24 protein-coding genes and 1 tRNA gene are annotated in these 20,174 nt (G+C 57.3%); 19 read left to right on the forward strand and 6 right to left on the reverse strand.

Annotation, left to right across the window (positions count from 1 at the left end; genetic code table 11):
* Positions 1–33 precede the first annotated feature (33 nt).
* The 3 genes from JFT87_RS14730 to JFT87_RS14740 form a co-directional block, all read right to left on the reverse strand.
* Positions 34–723: an endonuclease gene (locus JFT87_RS14730; protein ID WP_201202307.1), complete on the reverse strand. Its 690-nt coding sequence runs from the start codon at positions 721–723 to the stop codon at positions 34–36.
* Positions 724–727: 4 nt separating this feature from the next.
* Positions 728–1,018: a DUF1654 domain-containing protein gene (locus tag JFT87_RS14735; protein WP_201202308.1), complete on the reverse strand. Its 291-nt coding sequence runs from the start codon at positions 1,016–1,018 to the stop codon at positions 728–730.
* Positions 1,019–1,173: 155 nt separating this feature from the next.
* Positions 1,174–2,262 carry an asparaginase gene (locus JFT87_RS14740; protein WP_201202309.1) on the reverse strand — a complete coding sequence of 363 codons (1,089 nt, stop codon included), beginning with the start codon at positions 2,260–2,262 and terminating at the stop codon, positions 1,174–1,176.
* Between the two features lie 346 nt (positions 2,263–2,608).
* On the opposite strand from JFT87_RS14740, the gene JFT87_RS14745 reads away from it, so the two are divergent.
* The 8 genes from JFT87_RS14745 (at position 2,609) to JFT87_RS14780 (ending at position 10,251) form a co-directional block, all read left to right on the forward strand.
* A complete protein-coding gene (locus JFT87_RS14745; protein ID WP_201202310.1) occupies positions 2,609–3,055 on the forward strand; it encodes a hypothetical protein in 447 nt (148 codons plus the stop codon).
* A gap of 199 nt (positions 3,056–3,254) precedes the next feature.
* Positions 3,255–4,211, forward strand: a complete 957-nt coding sequence (locus JFT87_RS14750; protein ID WP_201202311.1) for a sugar ABC transporter substrate-binding protein — start codon at positions 3,255–3,257, stop codon at positions 4,209–4,211.
* Between the two features lie 57 nt (positions 4,212–4,268).
* Positions 4,269–5,822: a sugar ABC transporter ATP-binding protein gene (locus JFT87_RS14755; RefSeq protein ID WP_201202313.1), complete on the forward strand. Its 1,554-nt coding sequence runs from the start codon at positions 4,269–4,271 to the stop codon at positions 5,820–5,822.
* Positions 5,819–6,796, forward strand: a complete 978-nt coding sequence (locus JFT87_RS14760) for an ABC transporter permease (RefSeq protein WP_201202315.1) — start codon at positions 5,819–5,821, stop codon at positions 6,794–6,796. Before JFT87_RS14755 ends, JFT87_RS14760 begins: the two co-directional genes overlap by 4 nt.
* 3 nt (positions 6,797–6,799) lie before the next feature.
* Positions 6,800–7,819, forward strand: coding sequence for a LacI family DNA-binding transcriptional regulator (locus tag JFT87_RS14765; protein ID WP_201202316.1), 1,020 nt, complete (start codon positions 6,800–6,802; stop codon positions 7,817–7,819).
* 40 nt (positions 7,820–7,859) lie between these two features.
* A complete protein-coding gene (rbsK, locus tag JFT87_RS14770; RefSeq protein ID WP_201202317.1) occupies positions 7,860–8,777 on the forward strand; it encodes a ribokinase in 918 nt (305 codons plus the stop codon).
* A complete protein-coding gene (rbsD, locus tag JFT87_RS14775) occupies positions 8,774–9,178 on the forward strand; it encodes a D-ribose pyranase (RefSeq protein ID WP_201202321.1) in 405 nt (134 codons plus the stop codon). Before rbsK ends, rbsD begins: the two co-directional genes overlap by 4 nt.
* 44 nt (positions 9,179–9,222) lie before the next feature.
* Positions 9,223–10,251 (forward strand): nucleoside hydrolase, encoded by a 1,029-nt coding sequence (locus tag JFT87_RS14780; RefSeq protein WP_201202323.1) that lies wholly within the window; start codon positions 9,223–9,225, stop codon positions 10,249–10,251.
* Positions 10,252–10,284: 33 nt separating this feature from the next.
* Here JFT87_RS14780 and JFT87_RS14785 read toward each other — a convergent pair whose 3' ends face one another.
* On the reverse strand, positions 10,285–10,497 hold the full coding sequence (locus JFT87_RS14785) for a hypothetical protein (RefSeq protein ID WP_201202325.1): 213 nt from the start codon (positions 10,495–10,497) through the stop codon (positions 10,285–10,287).
* Between the two features lie 132 nt (positions 10,498–10,629).
* Here JFT87_RS14785 and JFT87_RS14790 point away from each other — a divergent pair, with 132 nt between their 5' ends.
* Both JFT87_RS14790 and JFT87_RS14795 read left to right on the forward strand, forming a co-directional pair.
* Positions 10,630–10,935, forward strand: coding sequence for a hypothetical protein (locus tag JFT87_RS14790; protein ID WP_201202326.1), 306 nt, complete (start codon positions 10,630–10,632; stop codon positions 10,933–10,935).
* A 166-nt stretch (positions 10,936–11,101) separates the two neighbouring features.
* On the forward strand, positions 11,102–11,422 hold the full coding sequence (locus JFT87_RS14795; protein ID WP_201202327.1) for an I78 family peptidase inhibitor: 321 nt from the start codon (positions 11,102–11,104) through the stop codon (positions 11,420–11,422).
* Between the two features lie 72 nt (positions 11,423–11,494).
* Here the strand turns inward: JFT87_RS14795 and JFT87_RS14800 are convergent, their stop codons facing one another.
* Together JFT87_RS14800 and JFT87_RS14805 are read right to left on the reverse strand one after the other, a co-directional pair.
* Positions 11,495–11,707, reverse strand: coding sequence for a cold-shock protein (locus JFT87_RS14800; RefSeq protein ID WP_003179963.1), 213 nt, complete (start codon positions 11,705–11,707; stop codon positions 11,495–11,497).
* A 292-nt stretch (positions 11,708–11,999) separates the two neighbouring features.
* Positions 12,000–12,302, reverse strand: coding sequence for a hypothetical protein (locus tag JFT87_RS14805; RefSeq protein WP_201202328.1), 303 nt, complete (start codon positions 12,300–12,302; stop codon positions 12,000–12,002).
* 375 nt (positions 12,303–12,677) lie between these two features.
* Between JFT87_RS14805 and thrS the strand changes: the two genes are divergently transcribed.
* The 9 genes from thrS to JFT87_RS14850 all read left to right on the forward strand — a co-directional run bounded on the left by thrS (position 12,678) and on the right by JFT87_RS14850 (position 20,133).
* Positions 12,678–14,600 (forward strand): threonine--tRNA ligase, encoded by a 1,923-nt coding sequence (gene thrS, locus JFT87_RS14810; protein ID WP_201202329.1) that lies wholly within the window; start codon positions 12,678–12,680, stop codon positions 14,598–14,600.
* Complete coding sequence (gene infC, locus JFT87_RS14815) at positions 14,600–15,151, forward strand: translation initiation factor IF-3 (protein WP_176469887.1); 552 nt, start codon at positions 14,600–14,602, stop codon at positions 15,149–15,151. The genes thrS and infC overlap by 1 nt, the downstream gene beginning before the upstream one ends.
* A gap of 60 nt (positions 15,152–15,211) precedes the next feature.
* Entirely contained in the window at positions 15,212–15,406 is a 195-nt protein-coding gene (gene rpmI, locus JFT87_RS14820) for a 50S ribosomal protein L35 (RefSeq protein ID WP_008145659.1), read from the forward strand.
* 27 nt (positions 15,407–15,433) lie between these two features.
* Positions 15,434–15,790 carry a 50S ribosomal protein L20 gene (rplT, locus tag JFT87_RS14825; RefSeq protein WP_007905879.1) on the forward strand — a complete coding sequence of 119 codons (357 nt, stop codon included), beginning with the start codon at positions 15,434–15,436 and terminating at the stop codon, positions 15,788–15,790.
* A 109-nt stretch (positions 15,791–15,899) separates the two neighbouring features.
* Entirely contained in the window at positions 15,900–16,916 is a 1,017-nt protein-coding gene (gene pheS, locus JFT87_RS14830; protein WP_054596661.1) for a phenylalanine--tRNA ligase subunit alpha, read from the forward strand.
* Positions 16,917–16,942: 26 nt separating this feature from the next.
* Complete coding sequence (gene pheT, locus JFT87_RS14835) at positions 16,943–19,324, forward strand: phenylalanine--tRNA ligase subunit beta (protein ID WP_201202330.1); 2,382 nt, start codon at positions 16,943–16,945, stop codon at positions 19,322–19,324.
* 3 nt (positions 19,325–19,327) lie between these two features.
* On the forward strand, positions 19,328–19,630 hold the full coding sequence (gene ihfA / locus JFT87_RS14840; protein WP_002553164.1) for an integration host factor subunit alpha: 303 nt from the start codon (positions 19,328–19,330) through the stop codon (positions 19,628–19,630).
* The gene (locus tag JFT87_RS14845; protein ID WP_003179985.1) at positions 19,611–19,967 is read left to right on the forward strand and encodes a MerR family transcriptional regulator; all 357 of its coding nucleotides are present in this window, start codon (positions 19,611–19,613) and stop codon (positions 19,965–19,967) included. The genes ihfA and JFT87_RS14845 overlap by 20 nt, the downstream gene beginning before the upstream one ends.
* A gap of 89 nt (positions 19,968–20,056) precedes the next feature.
* Positions 20,057–20,133: transfer RNA gene (locus JFT87_RS14850), tRNA-Pro, on the forward strand.
* Positions 20,134–20,174: the final 41 nt, after the last annotated feature.

Genomic DNA, 20,174 nt, shown 5'->3' on the forward strand with positions numbered 1-20,174 from the left:
ATAACATTCGAGGCCTTTCTTTTTGCGCTGCAATCAGCCGCAGGCTTTCATGTTTACCGGGCCGACAAACTCATTACCGCGACCCATCACGCAGGCCACGCTCTGGTTGCGCTGGCGCTCCCAGGCTTGCACCGGGTAGGTCTTGTTCCAGGCTTCATACAGTTGGCGATCCTGTTTGGACAGCTTCAAGCCGTACTGCTTGCTCATGTAGAAATACGTCCGGGCGATCATCCCGCGTATCGAAGGGCGCGGCATGACCTTCTTGGCCTTGAAGTCGACCTGCGTCAGGCACGAACCGTATTGGCCCGATTGTACCGGCAGCCAGCCAAAGCTGAAGTTGCTGCGGTCGCCATTCACCTCGCCGATGCTCGGCACCAGGTTGTGCAAGTCGGCCTCGGCCTTCTGATAAGTCGGGTCGTAGCGTGTGCAGTTTTTGCGTCCGCCCGACTGCCAGCATTGGCGCTGATGACCGATCTGCCAGGCGGGGACAATGTGTTCCCACTCGATGCGCGAGGCGCGCTTGAGGCTTTTGCGCGGCACATACCCACAGGCGGCGAGGTCCACCTTGTTACCGGTGTATTTGCAGCCGCAATAAAACTCGGTGGATTGCGGTGCGTAAAGCTTCCAGGCGACTTTCTTGGCTTCGTTGAAGGTGCGCGGAGCGCCAGCCTGGGCGCCCATGGCGATGAACAGAAACAACAAAGCAAAACAACGGACACTCATTGACTCAATCTTCCTTCGGCACAACCCAAAAAATCTGCACGCCGCCATCGTCGCGATAGGCGAGGGTGACGTTATCGTTCTCGTCGATTTCTTCGAGCAGTTGTTCCCACTCATCCACCGGTTCGTCAGGAAGACGGAAGATCAGGGCGGCTTTGGCTTTCTGGGCACTTTGGGAATTGATGATTTTTTGGACGCGAATGCCCATGCGTTGATAGGAGTCAGGAGAGGCGGAAGTGGTGGCCACAGGATTATCCTTATTAAGCTGTACGTGCATACAGTATTTAACTGTAAGCATTTTCGCAACTGCTTAAAATTCAAGAAAATCCTCTGACAGTGGTTTTTTCCGTTTGGTGTAAGACGGTCAGGATTTTTTTGTAGGACTATGACCCCTCGCCAGAGTGGCGAAGGGTGTAAGCGGTGCCCGACCGGAGCTGGGCGGGCGAGGGCGGATCAGTATTCCCAGAACATCCGTTGCAGCTCTTTGCTGTCATTGGTTTTGGTCAGCGCGACCATGGCCAGGATCCGGGCTTTTTGTGGGTTGAGGTCATGCGCTACAACCCAGTCGTACTTGTCATCAGGCTGTTCAGCGTTACGCAGTACGAAACCGCCGGCGTTGACGTGGGACGAGCGGATGATTTGCACGCCGTCCTTGCGCAGGGCCTGCAGGGTTGGAACGACGCGCGAAGACACCGAGCCGTTGCCGGTGCCGGCGTGAATGATCGCTTTGGCGCCCGATTGAGCCAGGGCTTTGTAGGCGACATCGCTAACGTTGCCGTAGGAATAGGCGATTTCGACGTCAGGCAGGCTCTTGATGGTTTTGATGTCGAATTCCGAGTCCATGGTGTGACGCTTGGCCGGCAGGCGGAACCAGTAGGATTTGCCTTCGACCACCATGCCCAGCGGGCCCCAGGCACTTTTGAAAGCCTCGGTCTTGATGTTGATCATTTTGCTGACGTCGCGACCGGACTGGATTTCATCGTTCATGGTCACCAGCACACCTTTGCCGCGTGCTTCTTTGCTGCTGGCCACGGCCACGGCGTTGTAGAGATTCAGCATGCCGTCAGCCGACATCGCAGTGCCTGGGCGCATGGAGCCGACCACGATGATCGGCTTGTCGGTTTTTTCCACCAGGTTCAGGAAGTAGGCGGTTTCTTCCAGGGTGTCGGTGCCGTGGGTGATGACGATGCCATCGACGTCTTTGCTGTCGGCCAGTTCTGCCACGCGACGACCCAGTTGCAACAGGTTGTCGTTGGTGATGCTTTCAGAGGCGATCTGCATGATCTGTTCGCCACGCACATTTGCCAATTTGCCGAGTTCCGGCACGCCGGCAATCAGTTGCTCGATACCGACTTTGGCCGCTTGATAAGTGGCACTGTTGGCCGCGCTGGCGCCAGCGCCGGCGATGGTGCCGCCGGTGGCGAGGATCACCACATTAGCCAGTTTCTGTTGGGTTTCGGCTTCTTTCGCTTGAAGGGCGGTCGGCAGGAGCAGCAGGAGGGCCAAAGCGCCCGGAATAAAAGTGTTGAATACAGATTTCATTATTTTCTCTCTAGTAGTGACGGTGCTGATGCAGGTTCATCTAGATGCGCCCCCGGCAGATCTGAACGCCTGGGGTGCACGAGTAGGAGCAGGATCTGTACCAGCCGTACTTTGAATGAGAAAAAACTTTAATCTGCTGATTTATATAGGTATTTTATGAGTCGGCAAGATTTTTGGTGAATCGTTTATCCGGGTTTCCGAACAATGGGCGCTTTCGCGTTCGGCTCACCGAAAAGGACTACCGCTTCTGTCGAACAGGCCGGGTTGTGAGTTCTGGATTTCCTGCTAAAGAATCCTGTGCGCAGGCCGATGGGTGTTGAAGGAAACTGAAATCTAGGGAGTTCACATGTCACTGACCATCGGTATTTCAAATCCCGCTGCTGTCACCATTGGTGGTAAGACCGCCGCGACGATCAATGCCATAAGTGCAGCAGAAGCGGATGCTTCCGCCGAGGCGCTGGGCATCGAGAAAGAAGAGAGTAATCAGGTCAGAACCGGTGGGCCCGCGCAGGAAGAGAGCAAGACTGAAAGCAGCGATAACCTGAGCGTTACTGTCAAGATGCTGCTGAAGCGCATGCAGGAATTGCAGAAGCAAATGCAGGAGCAGCAACAGCAACTCGCTGCCGCGCAGGCTGCGAGCTATCCGACGCCAGAGGCCAAGTCGCAGGTGGTCATGTCCATTCAGGGGCAGATCGCGCAAACCAGCGGCGAAATGATGCAGGTCTCGGCGGCGCTGCTGAAAGAGATGTCCAAGGGTTCCAGCAGCGGAAACCTGGTCAGCACCACCGCATAAACGGTGGCGGGGCGGATCAACAGGTTCGCCCTGCAAGAAATGACGATCTCTGATTGTTGACAAATGTCGACGGGATTCGCATAGTTCGGTCTACGCAAACGTTTGCGCGGCGTTCCCGATGACTTGATTCATCGGCGACGCCCTGAAGCTACGCCAGCGCAAGCGTTGCTCACAATAATCATAAGATCGGAGTGAACCCATGAAGCTGCCATTCGCTGGACGTCTTCTCGCTGTCGCTATGCTGGCTGCCGCATCCGCCGCTTTGCCCCTCTCTTCGGCTTTCGCCGACACCCCCGAAAAACCTAAAGTTGCCCTGGTCATGAAATCCCTGGCCAACGAATTCTTCCTGACCATGGAAGACGGCGCCAAGGCCTACCAGAAAGAACACTCCGCCGATTTTGACCTGATCTCCAACGGCATCAAGGACGAAACGGACACGAGTAACCAGATTCGCATCGTCGAGCAGATGATTGTGAACAAGGTCAATGCTCTGGTCATCGCACCAGCAGACTCCAAGGCTATGGTCCCGGTGCTCAAGAAAGCCGTCGATGCCGGTATTACCGTGATCAACATCGACAACCAACTTGATCCGGCCGTCGTCAAAAGCAAGAACATCACCATACCGTTCGTAGGCCCGGACAACCGCAAAGGTGCGCGTCTGGTGGGCGATTACCTGGCCAAGCAACTGAAGGCCGGTGACGAAGTTGGCATCATCGAAGGCGTGTCCACCACCACCAACGCCCAAGCCCGCACCGCAGGCTTCAAGGATGCGATGGAAGCGGCCAATATCAAGGTTGTCTCGTTGCAGTCCGGCCAATGGGAAATGGACGGTGGTAACAAAGTCGCCGCTGCAATCCTCAGTGAATACCCGAACATCAAAGCCCTGCTGGCCGGTAACGACAACATGGCCCTCGGCGCCGTTTCCGCCGTCCGTGCAGCGGGCAAGGCTGGCAAGGTTCAGGTAGTCGGTTACGACAACATCAACGCCATCAAGCCGATGCTCAAGGACGGCCGCGTCCTGGCGACCGCTGACCAGTTTGCTGCCAAACAAGCCGTGTTCGGCATCGAGACTGCGCTGAAAATCATCAAGGGCGAGAAAGTCGACAGCGGCACCAACGGTGTGATCGAAACTCCGGTAGAGCTGGTTACCAAGTAGTCCTTCTGGCGACACAACGGTGCTCGCCCGTCCGGGCGAGCGCATGGAGAGTTTTTTATGTCAGTTTGCGCCCCGAACGCTGTCCTCTCGGTCAGCGGTATCGGTAAGACCTATGCCCAACCGGTCCTGACCGGCATCGACCTGACGCTGATGCGCGGTGAAGTGCTGGCGCTGACCGGTGAGAACGGCGCCGGCAAAAGCACCTTGTCGAAGATCATCGGCGGGCTGGTCACGCCGACCACCGGCCAGATGCAATTCCAGGGTCAGGAATACCGCCCCGGCAGCCGCGCCCAGGCTGAAGACCTGGGCATTCGAATGGTCATGCAAGAACTCAATCTGTTGCCGACGCTGTCGGTGGCGGAAAACCTGTTTCTCGATAACCTGCCCAGCAGCGGTGGCTGGATCAGTCGCAAGCAACTGCGCAAGGCTGCGATCGAGGCCATGGCCCAAGTCGGTCTCGACGCGATCGACCCGGACACCCTGGTCGGCGAGCTGGGCATCGGTCATCAGCAAATGGTCGAGATCGCCCGTAACCTGATCGGCGACTGCCATGTGCTGATCCTCGACGAACCGACCGCGATGCTGACGGCTCGTGAAGTCGAGATGCTGTTCGAACAGATCACTCGCCTGCAAGCCCGCGGCGTGTCGATCATCTACATCTCCCACCGCCTCGAAGAACTGGCGCGAGTGGCACAGCGCATTGCCGTGCTGCGTGACGGCAACCTGGTCTGCGTCGAGCCGATGGCCAATTACAACAGCGAGCAACTGGTCACCCTGATGGTGGGCCGTGAGTTGGGCGAACACATGGACTTGGGGCCGCGCAACATCGGCGCGCCGGCGCTGACGGTCAAAGGGCTGACCCGCTCCGACAAGGTTCGCGATGTGTCTTTCGAAGTGCGCGCCGGTGAGATCTACGGCATTTCCGGGCTGATCGGGGCAGGGCGCACCGAGTTGCTGCGCCTGATCTTTGGCGCCGATACCGCGGACAGCGGCACGGTCGCGCTGGGTTCTCCGGCTAAAGTCGTCAGCATCCGTTCGCCGGCTGATGCGGTCGGTCACGGCATCGCCCTGATCACCGAGGACCGCAAGGGCGAAGGCCTGCTACTGACCCAATCGATCAGCGCCAACATTGCCTTGGGCAACATGCCGGTGATTTCCAGCGCGGGCGTCGTCAATAACGGTGACGAGATGGCACTGGCCCAACGTCAAATCGACGCGATGCGCATCCGCAGTTCAAGTCCAACACAACTGGTGTCCGAGTTGTCCGGTGGCAACCAGCAGAAAGTCGTGATCGGCCGTTGGCTGGAGCGCGATTGTTCGGTGATGTTGTTCGATGAGCCGACTCGCGGTATCGACGTCGGCGCCAAGTTCGACATCTATGCCTTGCTGGGTGAATTGACTCGCCAGGGCAAAGCGTTGGTGGTGGTGTCCAGTGACCTGCGCGAGCTGATGCTGATCTGCGACCGGATCGGCGTGTTGTCTGCGGGGCGCCTGATCGACACCTTCGAGCGCGACAGCTGGACCCAGGATGATTTGCTTGCCGCCGCTTTTGCCGGCTACCAAAAACGTGATGCGTTGCTCAACGAAGCAGCGCCTAGGGATCTTCCATGAAAACTGCAGCATCTGCCGGTAAACGTAGTGGCAATTTTTACGGGCTAGGGACCTACCTGGGCCTGGCCGGTGCCTTGCTGGCGATGGTCGCGCTGTTCTCGGCCCTGAGCAGCCATTTTCTGTCGTATGACACCTTCAGTACCCTGGCCAACCAGATCCCCGACTTGATGGTATTGGCGGTCGGCATGACGTTCGTGTTGATCATCGGCGGTATCGATCTGTCGGTCGGTTCAGTGCTGGCGCTCGCAGCTTCAGCGGTCAGCGTGGCGATTCTCGGCTGGGGCTGGAGCGTCTTGCCCGCAGCGTTGCTCGGTATGGCGGTTGCGGCACTGGCCGGGACCATCACCGGTTCGATCACCGTGGCCTGGCGAATCCCGTCGTTCATCGTGTCCTTGGGCGTGCTGGAAATGGCCCGTGGTCTGGCGTACCAGATGACCGGCTCGCGCACGGCTTACATCGGTGATGCCTTTGCCTGGCTGTCCAACCCGATTGCCTTCGGTATTTCGCCGTCGTTCATCATTGCCTTTGTGATCATCATCGTCGCCCAGGCTGTGTTGACCCGGACTGTGTTCGGTCGTTACCTGATCGGCATTGGCACCAACGAAGAGGCCGTGCGTCTGGCCGGGATCAATCCAAAACCCTATAAGATTCTGGTGTTCAGCCTGATGGGCTTGCTCGCCGGTATCGCCGCGCTGTTTCAGATTTCCCGTCTGGAAGCGGCGGACCCGAATGCCGGCTCCGGCCTGGAGCTGCAAGTGATCGCCGCTGTGGTGATCGGCGGCACCAGCCTGATGGGCGGCCGCGGTTCGGTCATCAGCACGTTCTTCGGTGTATTGATCATCTCGGTATTGGCGGCGGGCCTGGCGCAGATTGGTGCGACCGAACCGACCAAACGCATCATCACCGGTGCGGTTATCGTGGTGGCGGTGGTGCTTGATACTTATCGCAGTCAGCGCGCAAGCCGGCGGACCTGATTCATGGCAACGATCAAGGATGTGGCGGCACTTGCAGGGATTTCCTACACCACGGTGTCTCACGTGGTGAACAAGACGCGGCCGGTCAGTGAAGAAGTGCGGGTGAAAGTCGAGGCAGCGATCAAAAGCCTCGACTACGTCCCCAGCGCCGTCGCGCGTTCGTTAAAAGCGAAAACCACGGCGACCATCGGTTTGCTGGTGCCCAACAGCCTCAACCCGTACTTCGCCGAACTGGCCCGGGGCATCGAGGATTACTGCGAGCGTAACGGCTACTGCGTAATCCTCTGCAACTCCGACGATAACCCGGACAAGCAGCGCAGCTACCTGCGGGTGCTGCTGGAAAAACGCATCGACGGCTTGATCGTGGCCTCGGCCGGTGGCGATGCCGTGCTCGCTGAAGGTCTGGCGGGCGTGCGCACGCCGATGGTGATTGTCGACCGTGGCCTGGAAGGTGTGAATGCCGACCTGGTGCGCATCGACCACGAATACGGCGCCTACCTGGCGACCCGGCATCTACTGGAGTTGGGGCATCGGGACATCGCCACAATCGGCGGGCCGGCGGACACCAGTGTGGCGCAAATGCGTCTGGCCGGTTACTGCCGGGCGTTGAAAGAGGCAGGCGTCGAGGTGCCTCGCGAGCGCATGCTGGAAAGCGACTTCACCAGCACCGGCGGTTACAGTGCGGCCGCGATCCTGCTGGAAAAGAACCCGCCCAGCGCGATTTTCGCCGGTAACGACATGATCGGTATCGGTGTGCTGCGCGCGGCCGCCGAACGCAATATTCGCGTGCCCACAGAGTTGTCGGTGATCGGCTTCGATGACATCCAAATGAGCCGTTATGTTTATCCGGCGCTGACCACCGTGGGCCAGTCGATCCTGCAGCTAGGTGAGATGGCTGCCGAGGTGCTGTTGCGAAGGATTGCCACGCCGGACCTGGCCACTGATCAACGGATCGTGACCCCAAGTATTGTCTTGCGGGAGTCGACTGCACCGCTGGCTGGTGTGTTTGCTGAGTACCGCTAAACAAAAGCACCGCTGAAACCGAATTGATGAGTAATGATGTATGCCAGCAAAAGTAGTGGTAATAGGCAGCTTGAATATGGACCTGGTGACCCGGGCGCCACGGTTGCCCCGTGGCGGTGAAACGCTGATTGGTCAGTCGTTCACCACGGTCTCTGGCGGCAAGGGTGCGAACCAGGCCGTGGCCGCCGCGCGACTGGGTGCCAAGGTATCGATGGTCGGCTGCGTCGGGACCGACGCTTATGGTCAAGAGCTGCGCGGGGCATTGTTGGCGGAACGGATCGATTGTCAGGCGGTCAGCATCGTCGATGGCGCCAGTGGCGTGGCGTTGATTGTGGTTGATGACAACAGCCAGAACGCGATCGTGATTGTCGCCGGTGCCAACGGCGCGCTGACGCCGCCAGTGATCGACCGTTTCGACGCGGTGCTGCAAGCGGCGGACGTGATCATCTGTCAGCTGGAAGTGCCGGACGCCACCGTCGGTCATGCGCTCAAGCGCGGCCGTGAGCTGGGCAAAATCGTGATTCTCAACCCGGCGCCGGCCAGTCGTCCGTTACCGGCGGATTGGTATGCGTCCATCGACTACCTGATCCCGAATGAAAGCGAGGCGTCGGCCCTGAGTGGTTTGCCGGTGGATTCCCTCGACACCGCGCAAACCGCCGCGACCCGATTGATCGCGATGGGCGCCGGCAAGGTGATCATCACCCTCGGTGCCCAAGGCTCCCTGTTTGCCAACGGCACAGGTTTTGAGCATTTCCCTGCGCCGACAGTGAAGGCAGTTGATACAACGGCGGCCGGCGACACCTTTGTCGGCGGTTTTGCCGCTGCCCTGGCTTCCGGCAAAAGCGAGGCCGAGGCGATCCGTTTTGGTCAAGTCGCAGCAGCACTGTCGGTCACCCGAGCGGGTGCGCAACCTTCGATTCCTACTTTGTCCGACGTACAGGCCTTTAAAATCCCATGAAAAAGACACCTTTGCTCAACGTCGCGCTGTCGCGGCTGATCGCGTCCCTGGGTCATGGCGACATCGTGGTGATCGGTGATGCTGGCCTGCCAGTGCCGCCGGGCGTCGAACTGATCGATCTGGCACTGACCCACGGTATTCCGGATTTCATCAGCACCTTAAAAGTGGTGCTCAGCGAAATGCAGGTCGAAAGCCATGTACTCGCCCAGGAGATCCTCGACAAGCAACCGACGGCCCTGGCGACACTGGAAGAGCTGAATGCCGAAGGTGCCTTGGGCCGGCGCGACTTGCTCAGCCATGATCAATTCAAGGTCCTCAGCCGACAGGCGCGGGCGATTGTTCGTACGGGCGAATGTCAGCCGTACTGCAACATCGTGCTGGTGTCCGGGGTGACGTTCTAACTTGCTGTAACCCTTTCTGCTTTCCCACGCACAAGGAGTGCGCTATGCACCGCTATGCTCAGAAACTGCATCATCTGCTCCGGAGTCTGCTGCTTTTGTCCCTGATTACCGCAACAAGCGCCCAGGCGGCGGAAAAGATCGACTTGATCATCGACACCGACCCGGGTGCCGACGACGTGGTCGCCTTGCTGTTTGCCCTGGCCTCGCCGGAAGAACTGAACATTCGCGCACTAACCACCGTCGCTGGCAACGTACGCCTGGACAAGACTTCGCGTAATGCACGCCTGGCCCGCGAGTGGGCAGGGCGCGAAGAAGTGCCGGTCTACGCTGGCGCGCCGAAGCCGCTGATGCGCACGCCGATCTACGCCGAGAACATCCATGGCAAGGAAGGCCTGTCGGGTGTCACCGTGCACGAACCGAAGCAAGGCCTGGCCAAGGGAAATGCGGTCAATTACCTGATCGATACCCTTAAAACTGCCAAACCCCACAGCATCACCATCGCCATGCTCGGTCCACAGACCAACCTGGCCCTGGCGCTGATCCAGGAACCTGAAATCGTTCAGGGCATCAAGGAAGTGGTAATCATGGGCGGTGCGCACTTCAATGGCGGCAACATCACCCCGGTGGCTGAATTCAACCTGTTCGCTGACCCGCAGGCTGCGGAAGTGGTGCTCAAAAGTGGGGTGAAACTGTCCTACCTGCCGCTGGACGTGACCCACAAGATCCTCACTAGCGACGCGCGCCTGAAGCAGATCGCCGCGCTCAACAACAATGCCGGCAAGATCGTGGGCGATATTCTCAACGAATACGTCAAAGGCGACATGGAGCACTACGGTATTCCGGGCGGCCCGGTGCATGACGCCACCGTCATCGCTTACCTGCTGAAGCCGGAGCTGTTCACCGGTCGTTCGGTCAATGTGGTGATCGACAGTCGTGAAGGTCCGACATTCGGCCAGACCGTCGTCGATTGGTATGACGGCCTGAAAGCACCAAAGAATGCTTTCTGGGTTGAAAACGGCGACGCTCAAGGCTTTTTCGATCTGCTGACCCAGCGTCTGGCTCGTTTGAAGTAAGCCGCAGACCCGCAGGTGCCAGCCTGCGGGTCGTTACTCTCTATCGGTGTCTGATGTAGCCTTGTGCTCGTTCTGATACCGCTCCAGCACCTGTTCGATAAACTTTTGCGCACCTTGTGTTCCCAGTTCCTTGACCAGTAGGTCGATGCCAATGATTGCCAACTCTTCCGGGCTGCCCGGGCTGTAGGAACTGTGGCCCTGTGCCCACTTGGCTTTGATGTCGGCGTCGATACTTACGGTGGTCATGATGGCGCTCGTGAAGTCGGGAAAGTCTGAGTGTCGAGTTAACCATTTTGCGCAGCGTTTGGCACTCCGACTTAGGCATGAGGGAAGGGCTATGCGACACTTGGCCTTTGATGGATTTTCAAGGACCGCGCTGTGCAGATCGATTTGAATACTCCCGACGGCTTGACCCTTGAGGCCGTGCGCCAGCTCCTGGCCTCTGCCAGCGACGATGAGCACACGCAGTTGCGGGTAACCAAGGGCGGCATCGCTTACATTTCGTCGGGCGTTGTCGGCGGCACTGATATCAATGGTCTGCTGTTTCGCCTGGAGACGTGGGCCAAGGGCTCGGGTTATGTGGGATTAGTCGCCGCCAGTGACGAGGTCTGGGTCATGCAGATCTTCAACGCGCTGAAAGAGAACTGGCCGAATCCGCTTTACGACTACATCGACGTCTATTGAGTGCTGTTCATATTCAGTCACGATTGAGTGATGAACGATGCTGCGACGCTCAGGCAAACTCGCTGACCGTCCAGATTGGGGGCAGGGTGACAGTACTGTCCGTGAAACCAAACGCCAGATTGGCGGTCGCACGATCTCAGATTAACTATTTAAAGAAGGAGGCTTCATGCCTTGGAAGCTCGCGTCATTGGGTACTTTGTTGGCCGTTGCCATGCTGGCCGGTTGCAGCACTCCCTCCACCGAGTCGACAGCAAAAGACCCTGTGGTGACCGACACCGGTCACAGCCGTTGTGATTCAAAGGCTGCAGAATTCACCATCGGCAAAAAGGCCTCGCCAGAACTGCTGGAGCAGGCACGTACTCGCGCGGGCGCGCAGAGTGCGCGGATTCTCAAGCCCAGCGATATGGTGACCCTGGAGTATCGCTCCGATCGCTTGAACCTGAACACTGACGACAACTTGGTGATCACGCGCATCAACTGCGGCTGATACCGTCAGGCTTTTGTTTCGCCCATAAAAAACCCCGTCACATGGACGGGGTTTTTTTAGTGCGCCAGAAACTTACTCTGGGCGAACTTGTGCAGCTTGCATACCCTTTTGGCCTTTCTCAGCCACGAAGGAAACGGTCTGGCCTTCTTTCAGGCTTTTGAAACCGTCGCTTTCGATAGCTTTGAAGTGTACGAACAGGTCGTCACCGCCACCTTGAGGAGTGATGAAGCCGAAGCCTTTTTCATCGTTGAACCATTTAACGGTGCCGGTTTGGCGATTAGACATGGTGTATCTCCAAGAAACATATATTTTCAGTAGTACTGTGCTGCTCAGGCCAACTGGGCACACGGGACTATCATAGTCGAAATGTACGGTTTGGGAGCCCCCCGCAGGTGCTGTTTGCCCTTAAACCGTGCTTTCTTTGCTGCTTGATCTGGCTGTAAGCCCCGTTTTAAAAGGCTTTCAGCCAAAAGTAAAGACGATAAAAAAAGCTGTAAAACCTGTATAAAATGTCCGAAAAAGCGACGCTCGGGCTCTTTTTACAGTCATCGGTGGCGTAAAAACGACTTCGCCTGGCTTATTTTTTCTCACCATTCTCGAGCCTGCATGTGGCAATTTTTTCCATTGCCTGTTTCCCCAGTGCGTCACTGGCCGTGCCGTTCATCAATGCCGTAAGGTCACTGGCAGGATATGATTTGAGCTGATCGGCGCCGCAACCACACACGGCTTTTGCCTGAGCGTTACTGATCTTCTTTTCGGCAGCAGGAACGCACTGGGCCATGTATTTATCCCGCTCGCCCTTCGGCCAATCGGCATGGGCCGCCAGAGGCAGCAGAAGGACGAGAGGGGCGACTACTGCGAATAAACGATTCAGACGCATGCTTGGATGCTCCTTGTGGGTCAAATGTCTTGTTATCTGATGGATAAAACCGCGTTCAAGTTCAGCACTCTGGCATAAAAAGCGTCGTTTTACGCTGGCATAAGGCGTGGGTGCATCGACGACCGTTCATCTGTGCTAGGATTCTGCGCTCGTGCTTTTGCAGGCTTCGGCTGACATTCAGTCCCGGCAGCGGCAACTGTACGAATAACCCTGATTTGAATCCCAGTCACTCTGGTTCGGTTTTCCGGTTGGCCGCAAGGCTCCTGCCGCTGTAAGGCAGGCGTTCGTCATTGAATGGCCTGGATCGGATCTTGTACTGGCTCATCCCAACCCACGTGACCTTTGGTAGGGGTCACCACTAGGAGAGGAGGCGCCATGCCAACTATTACTCTTCCCGACGGCAGTCAACGTTCATTCGATCATCCGGTTTCCGTAGCCGAGGTCGCCGCATCCATTGGTGCTGGCCTGGCCAAAGCCACCGTGGCCGGCAAGGTCAATGGCAAGCTGGTCGACGCCAGCGACATCATCGACAGCGATTCCACGCTGCAAATCATCACGCCAAAGGATGAAGAGGGGCTGGAGATCATTCGCCACTCTTGCGCCCACCTGGTTGGCCACGCGGTCAAGCAGCTGTACCCGACCGCTAAAATGGTTATCGGGCCGGTCATCGACGAAGGCTTCTATTACGACATCGCCTTCGAGCGTCCTTTTACGCCGGACGACATGGCCGCGATCGAACAGCGCATGCAGCAGCTGATCGAAAAAGATTACGATGTGATCAAGAAAGTCACTCCGCGCGCCGAAGTGATCGAAGTGTTCAAGGCCCGTGGCGAAGACTACAAGCTGCGCCTGGTCGAGGACATGCCGAACGAGCAGGCCATGGGCCTGTACTATCACGAAGAATACGTCGACATGTGCCGCGGTCCGCACGTGCCGAACACGCGTTTCCTGAAATCCTTCAAGCTGACCAAGTTGTCCGGCGCCTACTGGCGTGGCGATGCCAAGAACGAGCAATTGCAGCGCGTTTACGGCACGGCTTGGGCTGACAAGAAGCAGCTGGCGGCTTACATCCAGCGCATCGAAGAAGCTGAAAAGCGCGATCACCGCAAAATCGGCAAGCGCCTGGGCCTGTTCCACACCCAGGAAGAGTCGCCGGGCATGGTGTTCTGGCACCCGAACGGCTGGACCCTGTATCAAGTGCTTGAGCAGTACATGCGCAAGGTTCAGCGCGACAATGGCTATCTGGAGATCAAGACTCCGCAGGTCGTTGACCGCAGCCTGTGGGAGAAATCCGGGCACTGGGCCAACTACGCCGACAACATGTTCACCACTCAGTCGGAAAACCGCGACTACGCGATCAAGCCAATGAACTGCCCTTGCCACGTGCAGGTGTTCAACCAAGGCCTGAAGAGCTACCGCGAACTGCCAATGCGCCTGGCCGAGTTCGGTGCTTGCCACCGTAACGAGCCATCGGGCGCGTTGCACGGCATCATGCGAGTACGTGCATTCACTCAGGACGATGCCCACATCTTCTGCACCGAAGAGCAGATGCTGGCTGAATCCGCTGCGTTTATCAAACTGACCATGGACGTTTATGCCGACTTCGGCTTTAAAGACGTCGAAATGAAGCTGTCCACTCGTCCGGAAAAACGCGTTGGTTCCGACGAATTGTGGGATCGCGCTGAAGCCGCATTGGCCGCAGCCCTTGATAACGCTGGCCTGCCGTACGATTTGCAGCCGGGCGAAGGTGCGTTCTACGGTCCGAAGATCGAATTCTCCCTGAAAGATTGCCTCGGCCGCGTCTGGCAGTGTGGTACCCTTCAGCTCGATTTTAACCTGCCTGTCCGTCTGGGAGCCGAATACGTCTCCGAAGACAACAGTCGCAAGCACCCGGTTATGTTGCACCGGGCGATCCTTGGATCCTTCGAACGTTTCGTCGGAATCCTGATCGAGCACTACGAGGGTGCATTCCCTGCGTGGCTGGCTCCGACCCAGGCAGTGATCATGAATATCACTGATAAACAGGCTGATTTCGCCGCTGAGGTTGAAAAAACTCTCAACGAAAGCGGATTTCGTGCCAAGTCTGACTTGAGAAATGAAAAGATCGGCTTTAAAATCCGCGAGCATACTTTGCTCAAGGTTCCTTATCTCTTGGTTATCGGAGATCGGGAAGTCGAGATGCAGACTGTCGCTGTGCGTACTCGTGAAGGTGCTGACCTGGGCTCGATGCCCGTCGCCCAGTTCGCTGAGTTTCTCGCGCAAGCGGTTTCCCGGCGTGGTCGCCCAGATTCGGAGTAATTACTATTAAGCGTGAAATGAGACAAGATAAACGAGCTGCACCGAAAGCCCCGATCAACGAGAATATCTCGGCACGCGAGGTTCGGTTAATTGGGGCTGAAGGTGAACAGCTTGGGATTGTGTCAATTGAAGACGCGCTTCTTAAGGCTGAAGAGGCCAAGCTGGATCTGGTGGAGATTTCCGCCGATGCAGTACCCCCTGTTTGCAAACTGATGGACTACGGCAAATCGATCTTCGAAAAGAAGAAGCAGGTTGCCGCGGCCAAGAAAAACCAGAAGCAGATTCAGGTTAAAGAAATCAAGTTTCGTCCAGGGACGGAGGAAGGGGATTACCAGGTAAAACTGCGCAACCTGGTACGTTTCCTGAGTGATGGGGACAGGGCCAAGGTATCCTTGCGATTCCGCGGCCGTGAGATGGCCCACCAGGAGCTGGGGATGGAACTCCTCAAGCGAGTTGAAGGTGACTTGCTCGAGTACGGTTCGGTCGAACAGCATCCTAAGATGGAAGGACGCCAGCTGATCATGGTCATCGCCCCGAAAAAGAAGAAGTAATCAATAGGGCACGGCAGGCCTTCTGATTATGTTTATCAACTGAATGCGGAGTATCCGAACATGCCAAAAATGAAAACTAAAAGTGGTGCTGCTAAGCGGTTTCTGAAAACTGCTAACGGTATCAAGCACAAGCACGCTTTCAAGAGCCACATCCTGACTAAAATGTCGACCAAGCGTAAGCGTCAACTGCGCGGTAGCAGCTTGCTGGCACCGTGTGACGTGGCAAAAGTCGAGCGCATGCTGCGCCTTCGTTAATTTAGTCAAGAATAGAGGAAGTAACTCATGGCTCGTGTAAAGCGTGGCGTCATTGCCCGTAAACGTCACAAAAAAATTCTGAAACTTGCTAAAGGCTACTACGGCGCTCGCTCGCGCGTATTCCGTGTTGCCAAGCAAGCGGTAATCAAGGCAGGCCAATACGCCTACCGTGACCGTCGTCAGAAAAAACGTCAGTTCCGCGCTCTGTGGATCGCTCGTATCAACGCTGGTGCACGTATCAACGGTCTGTCCTACAGCCGTTTCATCGCCGGCCTGAAAAAAGCGTCCATCGAGATCGACCGTAAGGTTCTGGCTGATCTGGCAGTGAACGAAAAAGCGGCGTTTGCTGCGATTGTCGAGAAAGCTAAAGCCACCTTGGCTTAAGTACCCCCGACAGTCACCCGGCCTCACCTCTGTGGGGCCAGGTGTTAAACGTCATAAATAGGGGAAGAGCCTTCAAGCTCTTCCCCTATTTTGTATCTGGAGTCTGTACATGGAAAACCTGGACGCGCTGGTCTCTCAAGCTCTAGAGGCTGTGCAAAGCGCTGAAGATATCAATGCCCTGGAGCAAATCCGGGTTCACTACCTTGGCAAAAAGGGCGAATTGACTCAGGTGATGAAGACCCTGGGGAATTTGCCGGCAGAAGAGCGTCCGCAAGTCGGCGCCCTGATCAACGTTGCCAAGGAGCGTGTCACAGAGGTTCTCAATGCACGCAAGGCACTGTTTGAAGAGGCCGACCTGGCCGCCAAACTGTCTGCCGAGTCCATTGACGTGACCCTGCCTGGCCGTGGCCAGACCTCGGGTGGTCTGCATCCGGTTACGCGCACTCTGGAACGTATCGAACAGTTCTTTACCCACATTGGCTACGGCATCGCCGAAGGCCCTGAGGTCGAAGACGATTACCACAACTTCGAAGCGCTCAACATCCCAGGCCATCACCCGGCCCGTTCGATGCATGACACCTTCTATTTTAATGCCAACATGTTGTTGCGCACCCATACCTCGCCGGTACAGGTCCGCACCATGGAATCGAAAAAACCGCCGATCCGCATTGTCTGCCCAGGCCGTGTGTACCGCAGCGACTCCGATATCACCCACTCGCCGATGTTCCACCAGGTCGAAGGCCTGCTGGTTGATCGCGACATCAATTTCGCCGACCTCAAAGGCACCATCGAAGAGTTCCTGCGCGTGTTCTTCGAAAAAGAACTGGCCGTGCGTTTCCGTCCTTCGTACTTCCCGTTCACCGAGCCATCCGCCGAAGTCGACATGGAATGCGTGATGTGCAGCGGTAAAGGCTGCCGTGTCTGCAAGCAGACTGGCTGGCTGGAAGTGATGGGCTGCGGCATGGTTCACCCGAACGTGTTGCGTATGTCCGGGATCGACCCGGAAGAGTTCTCGGGCTTTGCCTTCGGCATGGGCGTTGAGCGTCTGGCCATGCTGCGTTACGGCGTGAACGACTTGCGTCTGTTCTTCGACAACGACTTGCGGTTCCTCGCGCAATTTCGCTAGTCGTAACGAATTCTTAGGAGAGCAGGATGAAATTCAGTGAACAATGGCTGCGTGGCTGGGTAAGCCCGCAGGTAAGTCGTGACGAGCTGGTTGCTCGTCTGTCGATGGCCGGTCTTGAGGTCGATAGCGTTACGCCGGCCGCCGGCGTATTCACCGGTGTCGTAGTGGGCGAGGTGCTGAGCACCGAGCAGCACCCGGACGCCGACAAGCTGCGTGTTTGTCAGGTCAGCAATGGCTCGGAGACCTTCCAGGTCGTTTGCGGTGCGCCAAACGTGCGCCCGGGCCTGAAGATCCCGTTCGCCATGATCGGTGCCGAACTGCCAGGCGACTTCAAAATCAAGAAAGCCAAGCTGCGTGGCGTTGAGTCCAACGGCATGCTGTGCTCCCAAGCCGAGCTGCAAGTCGGCGAAGGCAACGATGGCCTGATGGAATTGCCGGCTGATGCGCCGGTCGGTCAGGACATTCGTGAATACCTGAGCCTGGACGACGCCAGCATCGAGGTCGACCTGACCCCGAACCGCGGCGACTGCCTGTCCCTGGCCGGCATAGCCCGTGAAGTTGGCGCGCTATACGCCGCTAAAGTCACCCGTCCGGTCGTAGTCGTTGTGCCAGCCGTGCACGATGAAGTACGTTCGGTTGAAGTGCTGGCGCCAGCGGCGTGCCCACGTTACCTGGGTCGTGTGATCCGTAACGTCGACCTGTCCAAGCCTACGCCGTTGTGGATGGTTGAGCGTCTGCGTCGTGGCGACGTGCGCAGCATCGACGCTGCGGTCGACATCACCAACTACGTGATGCTGGAGCTGGGTCAACCGTTGCACGCGTTTGATCTCGCCGAAATCAATGGCGGCATCCGCGTGCGCATGGCTGAAGAAGGCGAGAAGCTGGTGCTGCTCGACGGTCAGGAAGTCAGCCTGCGTAGCGATACGCTGGTAATTGCCGACCACACCCGCGCCCTGGCAATCGCCGGCGTCATGGGTGGCGAGCACAGCGGCGTCAACACCGCGACCACTCGCGATATTTTCCTGGAAAGCGCGTTCTTCGATCAGATTGCTGTCGCTGGCAAGGCCCGTTCCTACGGCCTGCACACCGATGCCTCGCACCGCTACGAGCGTGGCGTGGACTGGCAACTGGCCCGTGAAGCCATGGAGCGCGCCACCGGCCTGCTGCTGGAAATCACTGGCGGCGAAGCCGGCCCGATCATCGAAACCGTCAGCGAGCAGCACCTGCCGAAAATCGCGCCGGTTACATTGCGTGCGCAGCGCATCACCCAGATGCTGGGCATGGAAATGGATTCGGCCGAAGTCGAGCGTCTGCTGAACGCTTTGGGGCTGACCGTTTCTGCCGATGGGGCAGGGCAGTGGCAAGTAGAAGTGCCAAGCCATCGCTTCGACATTAGCCTGGAAGTTGACCTGATCGAAGAGCTGGCCCGTCTGTACGGTTACAACCGTCTGCCGGTTCGCTACCCACAAGCCCGTCTGGCGCCACAAGCCAAGGCTGAAGCCCGTAGCGATCTGCCAGAGCTGCGTCGTCTGCTGGTGGCCCGTGGTTATCAGGAAGCGATCACTTACAGCTTCATCGATCCGAAACAGTTCGAGCTGTTTAATCCGGGTGTAGAGCCGCTGCTGCTGGCTAACCCGATTTCGAACGATATGGCCGCCATGCGTTCGTCCCTGTGGCCAGGCCTGGTCAAGGCGCTTCAGCACAACCTGAACCGTCAGCAGGATCGTGTCCGTCTGTTCGAAAGCGGTCTGCGCTTCGTCGGTCAGTTGGAAGGCTTGAAGCAAGAGCCGATGCTGGCGGGTGTTGTTTGCGGTAGCCGTCTGCCGGAAGGCTGGGCGCAAGGTCGCGATGTCGTCGACTTCTTCGACGTCAAGGCTGACGTGGAAGCGGTGCTGGGCTTCGCCGGTGCACTGGATTCGTTCACTTTCGTGCCGGGCAAGCATCCAGCGCTGCATCCGGGTCAAACCGCCCGCATCGAGCGTGAAGGTCGTTTGGTTGGTTTCGTTGGTGCTATCCACCCTGAATTGTCGAAAACCCTCGGTCTCGATCGCCCGGTCTTCGTTTTCGAGCTGGTTCTGGCCGAAGTGGCGTTGGGTAAAATGCCTAAATTCCAGGAGTTGTCGCGCTTTCCTGAAGTGCGTCGTGACCTTGCGCTGATCGCCGAAAAAGACGTCGCAGCCAGTGCCGTACTGGACGTAATCCGTGAAAATGCAGGCGAATGGCTGACAGACCTCAGGCTATTTGACGTGTATCAGGGTAAAGGTATTGATCCTGATAGAAAAAGCCTTGCAGTCGGCTTGACCTGGCAGCATCCATCGCGCACTCTTAATGACGATGAGGTGAATACTACGACGCAAAATATCCTCACCTCGCTCGAACAAAGGTTGAACGCCACGTTAAGGAAGTGACGTATGGGGGCTCTGACGAAAGCTGAGATGGCGGAACGTCTGTATGAGGAGCTGGGCCTGAATAAACGGGAGGCCAAGGAATTGGTCGAACTGTTTTTTGAAGAAATCAGGCACGCTCTTGAAGACAACGAACAAGTCAAATTGTCCGGTTTCGGCAATTTCGACCTTCGGGACAAACGCCAGCGGCCTGGCCGCAATCCGAAAACGGGTGAAGAAATCCCGATCACGGCTCGCCGTGTGGTCACCTTTCGTCCAGGGCAGAAGTTGAAGGCCCGAGTTGAGGCTTATGCTGGAACCAAGTCATAACGACGAGCTACCCGTCATCCCAGGCAAACGCTACTTCACCATCGGTGAAGTCAGCGAGCTGTGTGCGGTAAAACCACACGTGCTGCGCTACTGGGAACAGGAGTTTCCTCAACTCAACCCCGTCAAACGCCGCGGAAACCGCCGGTATTATCAGCGACAAGACGTGTTGATGATCCGGCAAATCCGCGCGCTTCTTTACGATCAAGGGTTCACCATCGGTGGCGCGCGCCTGCGTTTGTCCGGCGATGAAGCCAAAGACGACACCACTCAGTACAAGCAGATGATTCGGCAGATGATCGCTGAATTGGAAGATGTGCTGGTTGTGCTCAAGAAATAATTTCCTGCGTTTGAATACTTCCAGTTTTCAAAAGCTTGCGATATATTCTTGAGCGTTCTTCGAGATGAGGGACGAGTATCACGCCTAGTCGGGGCGTAGCGCAGTCCGGTAGCGCACTAGCATGGGGTGCTAGGGGTCGAGTGTTCGAATCACTCCGTCCCGACCATATTTCCTGAATAAAATCAGACACTTAAGCCGATCATCTAG

It is taken from the genome of Pseudomonas sp. TH15 (assembly GCF_016651105.1).
Taxonomy (GTDB): Bacteria; Pseudomonadota; Gammaproteobacteria; order Pseudomonadales; family Pseudomonadaceae; genus Aquipseudomonas.

Coding starts and splice junctions, on each gene's coding strand:
- JFT87_RS14730 (WP_201202307.1), bottom strand. CDS start 723: ATGAGTGTCCGTTGTTTTGCTTTGTTGTTTCTGTTCATCGCCATGGGC.
- JFT87_RS14735 (WP_201202308.1), bottom strand. CDS start 1,018: ATGCTTACAGTTAAATACTGTATGCACGTACAGCTTAATAAGGATAAT.
- JFT87_RS14740 (WP_201202309.1), bottom strand. CDS start 2,262: ATGAAATCTGTATTCAACACTTTTATTCCGGGCGCTTTGGCCCTCCTG.
- JFT87_RS14745 (WP_201202310.1), top strand. CDS start 2,609: ATGTCACTGACCATCGGTATTTCAAATCCCGCTGCTGTCACCATTGGT.
- JFT87_RS14750 (WP_201202311.1), top strand. CDS start 3,255: ATGAAGCTGCCATTCGCTGGACGTCTTCTCGCTGTCGCTATGCTGGCT.
- JFT87_RS14755 (WP_201202313.1), top strand. CDS start 4,269: ATGTCAGTTTGCGCCCCGAACGCTGTCCTCTCGGTCAGCGGTATCGGT.
- JFT87_RS14760 (WP_201202315.1), top strand. CDS start 5,819: ATGAAAACTGCAGCATCTGCCGGTAAACGTAGTGGCAATTTTTACGGG.
- JFT87_RS14765 (WP_201202316.1), top strand. CDS start 6,800: ATGGCAACGATCAAGGATGTGGCGGCACTTGCAGGGATTTCCTACACC.
- rbsK (WP_201202317.1), top strand. CDS start 7,860: ATGCCAGCAAAAGTAGTGGTAATAGGCAGCTTGAATATGGACCTGGTG.
- rbsD (WP_201202321.1), top strand. CDS start 8,774: ATGAAAAAGACACCTTTGCTCAACGTCGCGCTGTCGCGGCTGATCGCG.
- JFT87_RS14780 (WP_201202323.1), top strand. CDS start 9,223: ATGCACCGCTATGCTCAGAAACTGCATCATCTGCTCCGGAGTCTGCTG.
- JFT87_RS14785 (WP_201202325.1), bottom strand. CDS start 10,497: ATGACCACCGTAAGTATCGACGCCGACATCAAAGCCAAGTGGGCACAG.
- JFT87_RS14795 (WP_201202327.1), top strand. CDS start 11,102: ATGCCTTGGAAGCTCGCGTCATTGGGTACTTTGTTGGCCGTTGCCATG.
- JFT87_RS14800 (WP_003179963.1), bottom strand. CDS start 11,707: ATGTCTAATCGCCAAACCGGCACCGTTAAATGGTTCAACGATGAAAAA.
- JFT87_RS14805 (WP_201202328.1), bottom strand. CDS start 12,302: ATGCGTCTGAATCGTTTATTCGCAGTAGTCGCCCCTCTCGTCCTTCTG.
- thrS (WP_201202329.1), top strand. CDS start 12,678: ATGCCAACTATTACTCTTCCCGACGGCAGTCAACGTTCATTCGATCAT.
- rpmI (WP_008145659.1), top strand. CDS start 15,212: ATGCCAAAAATGAAAACTAAAAGTGGTGCTGCTAAGCGGTTTCTGAAA.
- rplT (WP_007905879.1), top strand. CDS start 15,434: ATGGCTCGTGTAAAGCGTGGCGTCATTGCCCGTAAACGTCACAAAAAA.
- pheS (WP_054596661.1), top strand. CDS start 15,900: ATGGAAAACCTGGACGCGCTGGTCTCTCAAGCTCTAGAGGCTGTGCAA.
- pheT (WP_201202330.1), top strand. CDS start 16,943: ATGAAATTCAGTGAACAATGGCTGCGTGGCTGGGTAAGCCCGCAGGTA.
- ihfA (WP_002553164.1), top strand. CDS start 19,328: ATGGGGGCTCTGACGAAAGCTGAGATGGCGGAACGTCTGTATGAGGAG.
- JFT87_RS14845 (WP_003179985.1), top strand. CDS start 19,611: ATGCTGGAACCAAGTCATAACGACGAGCTACCCGTCATCCCAGGCAAA.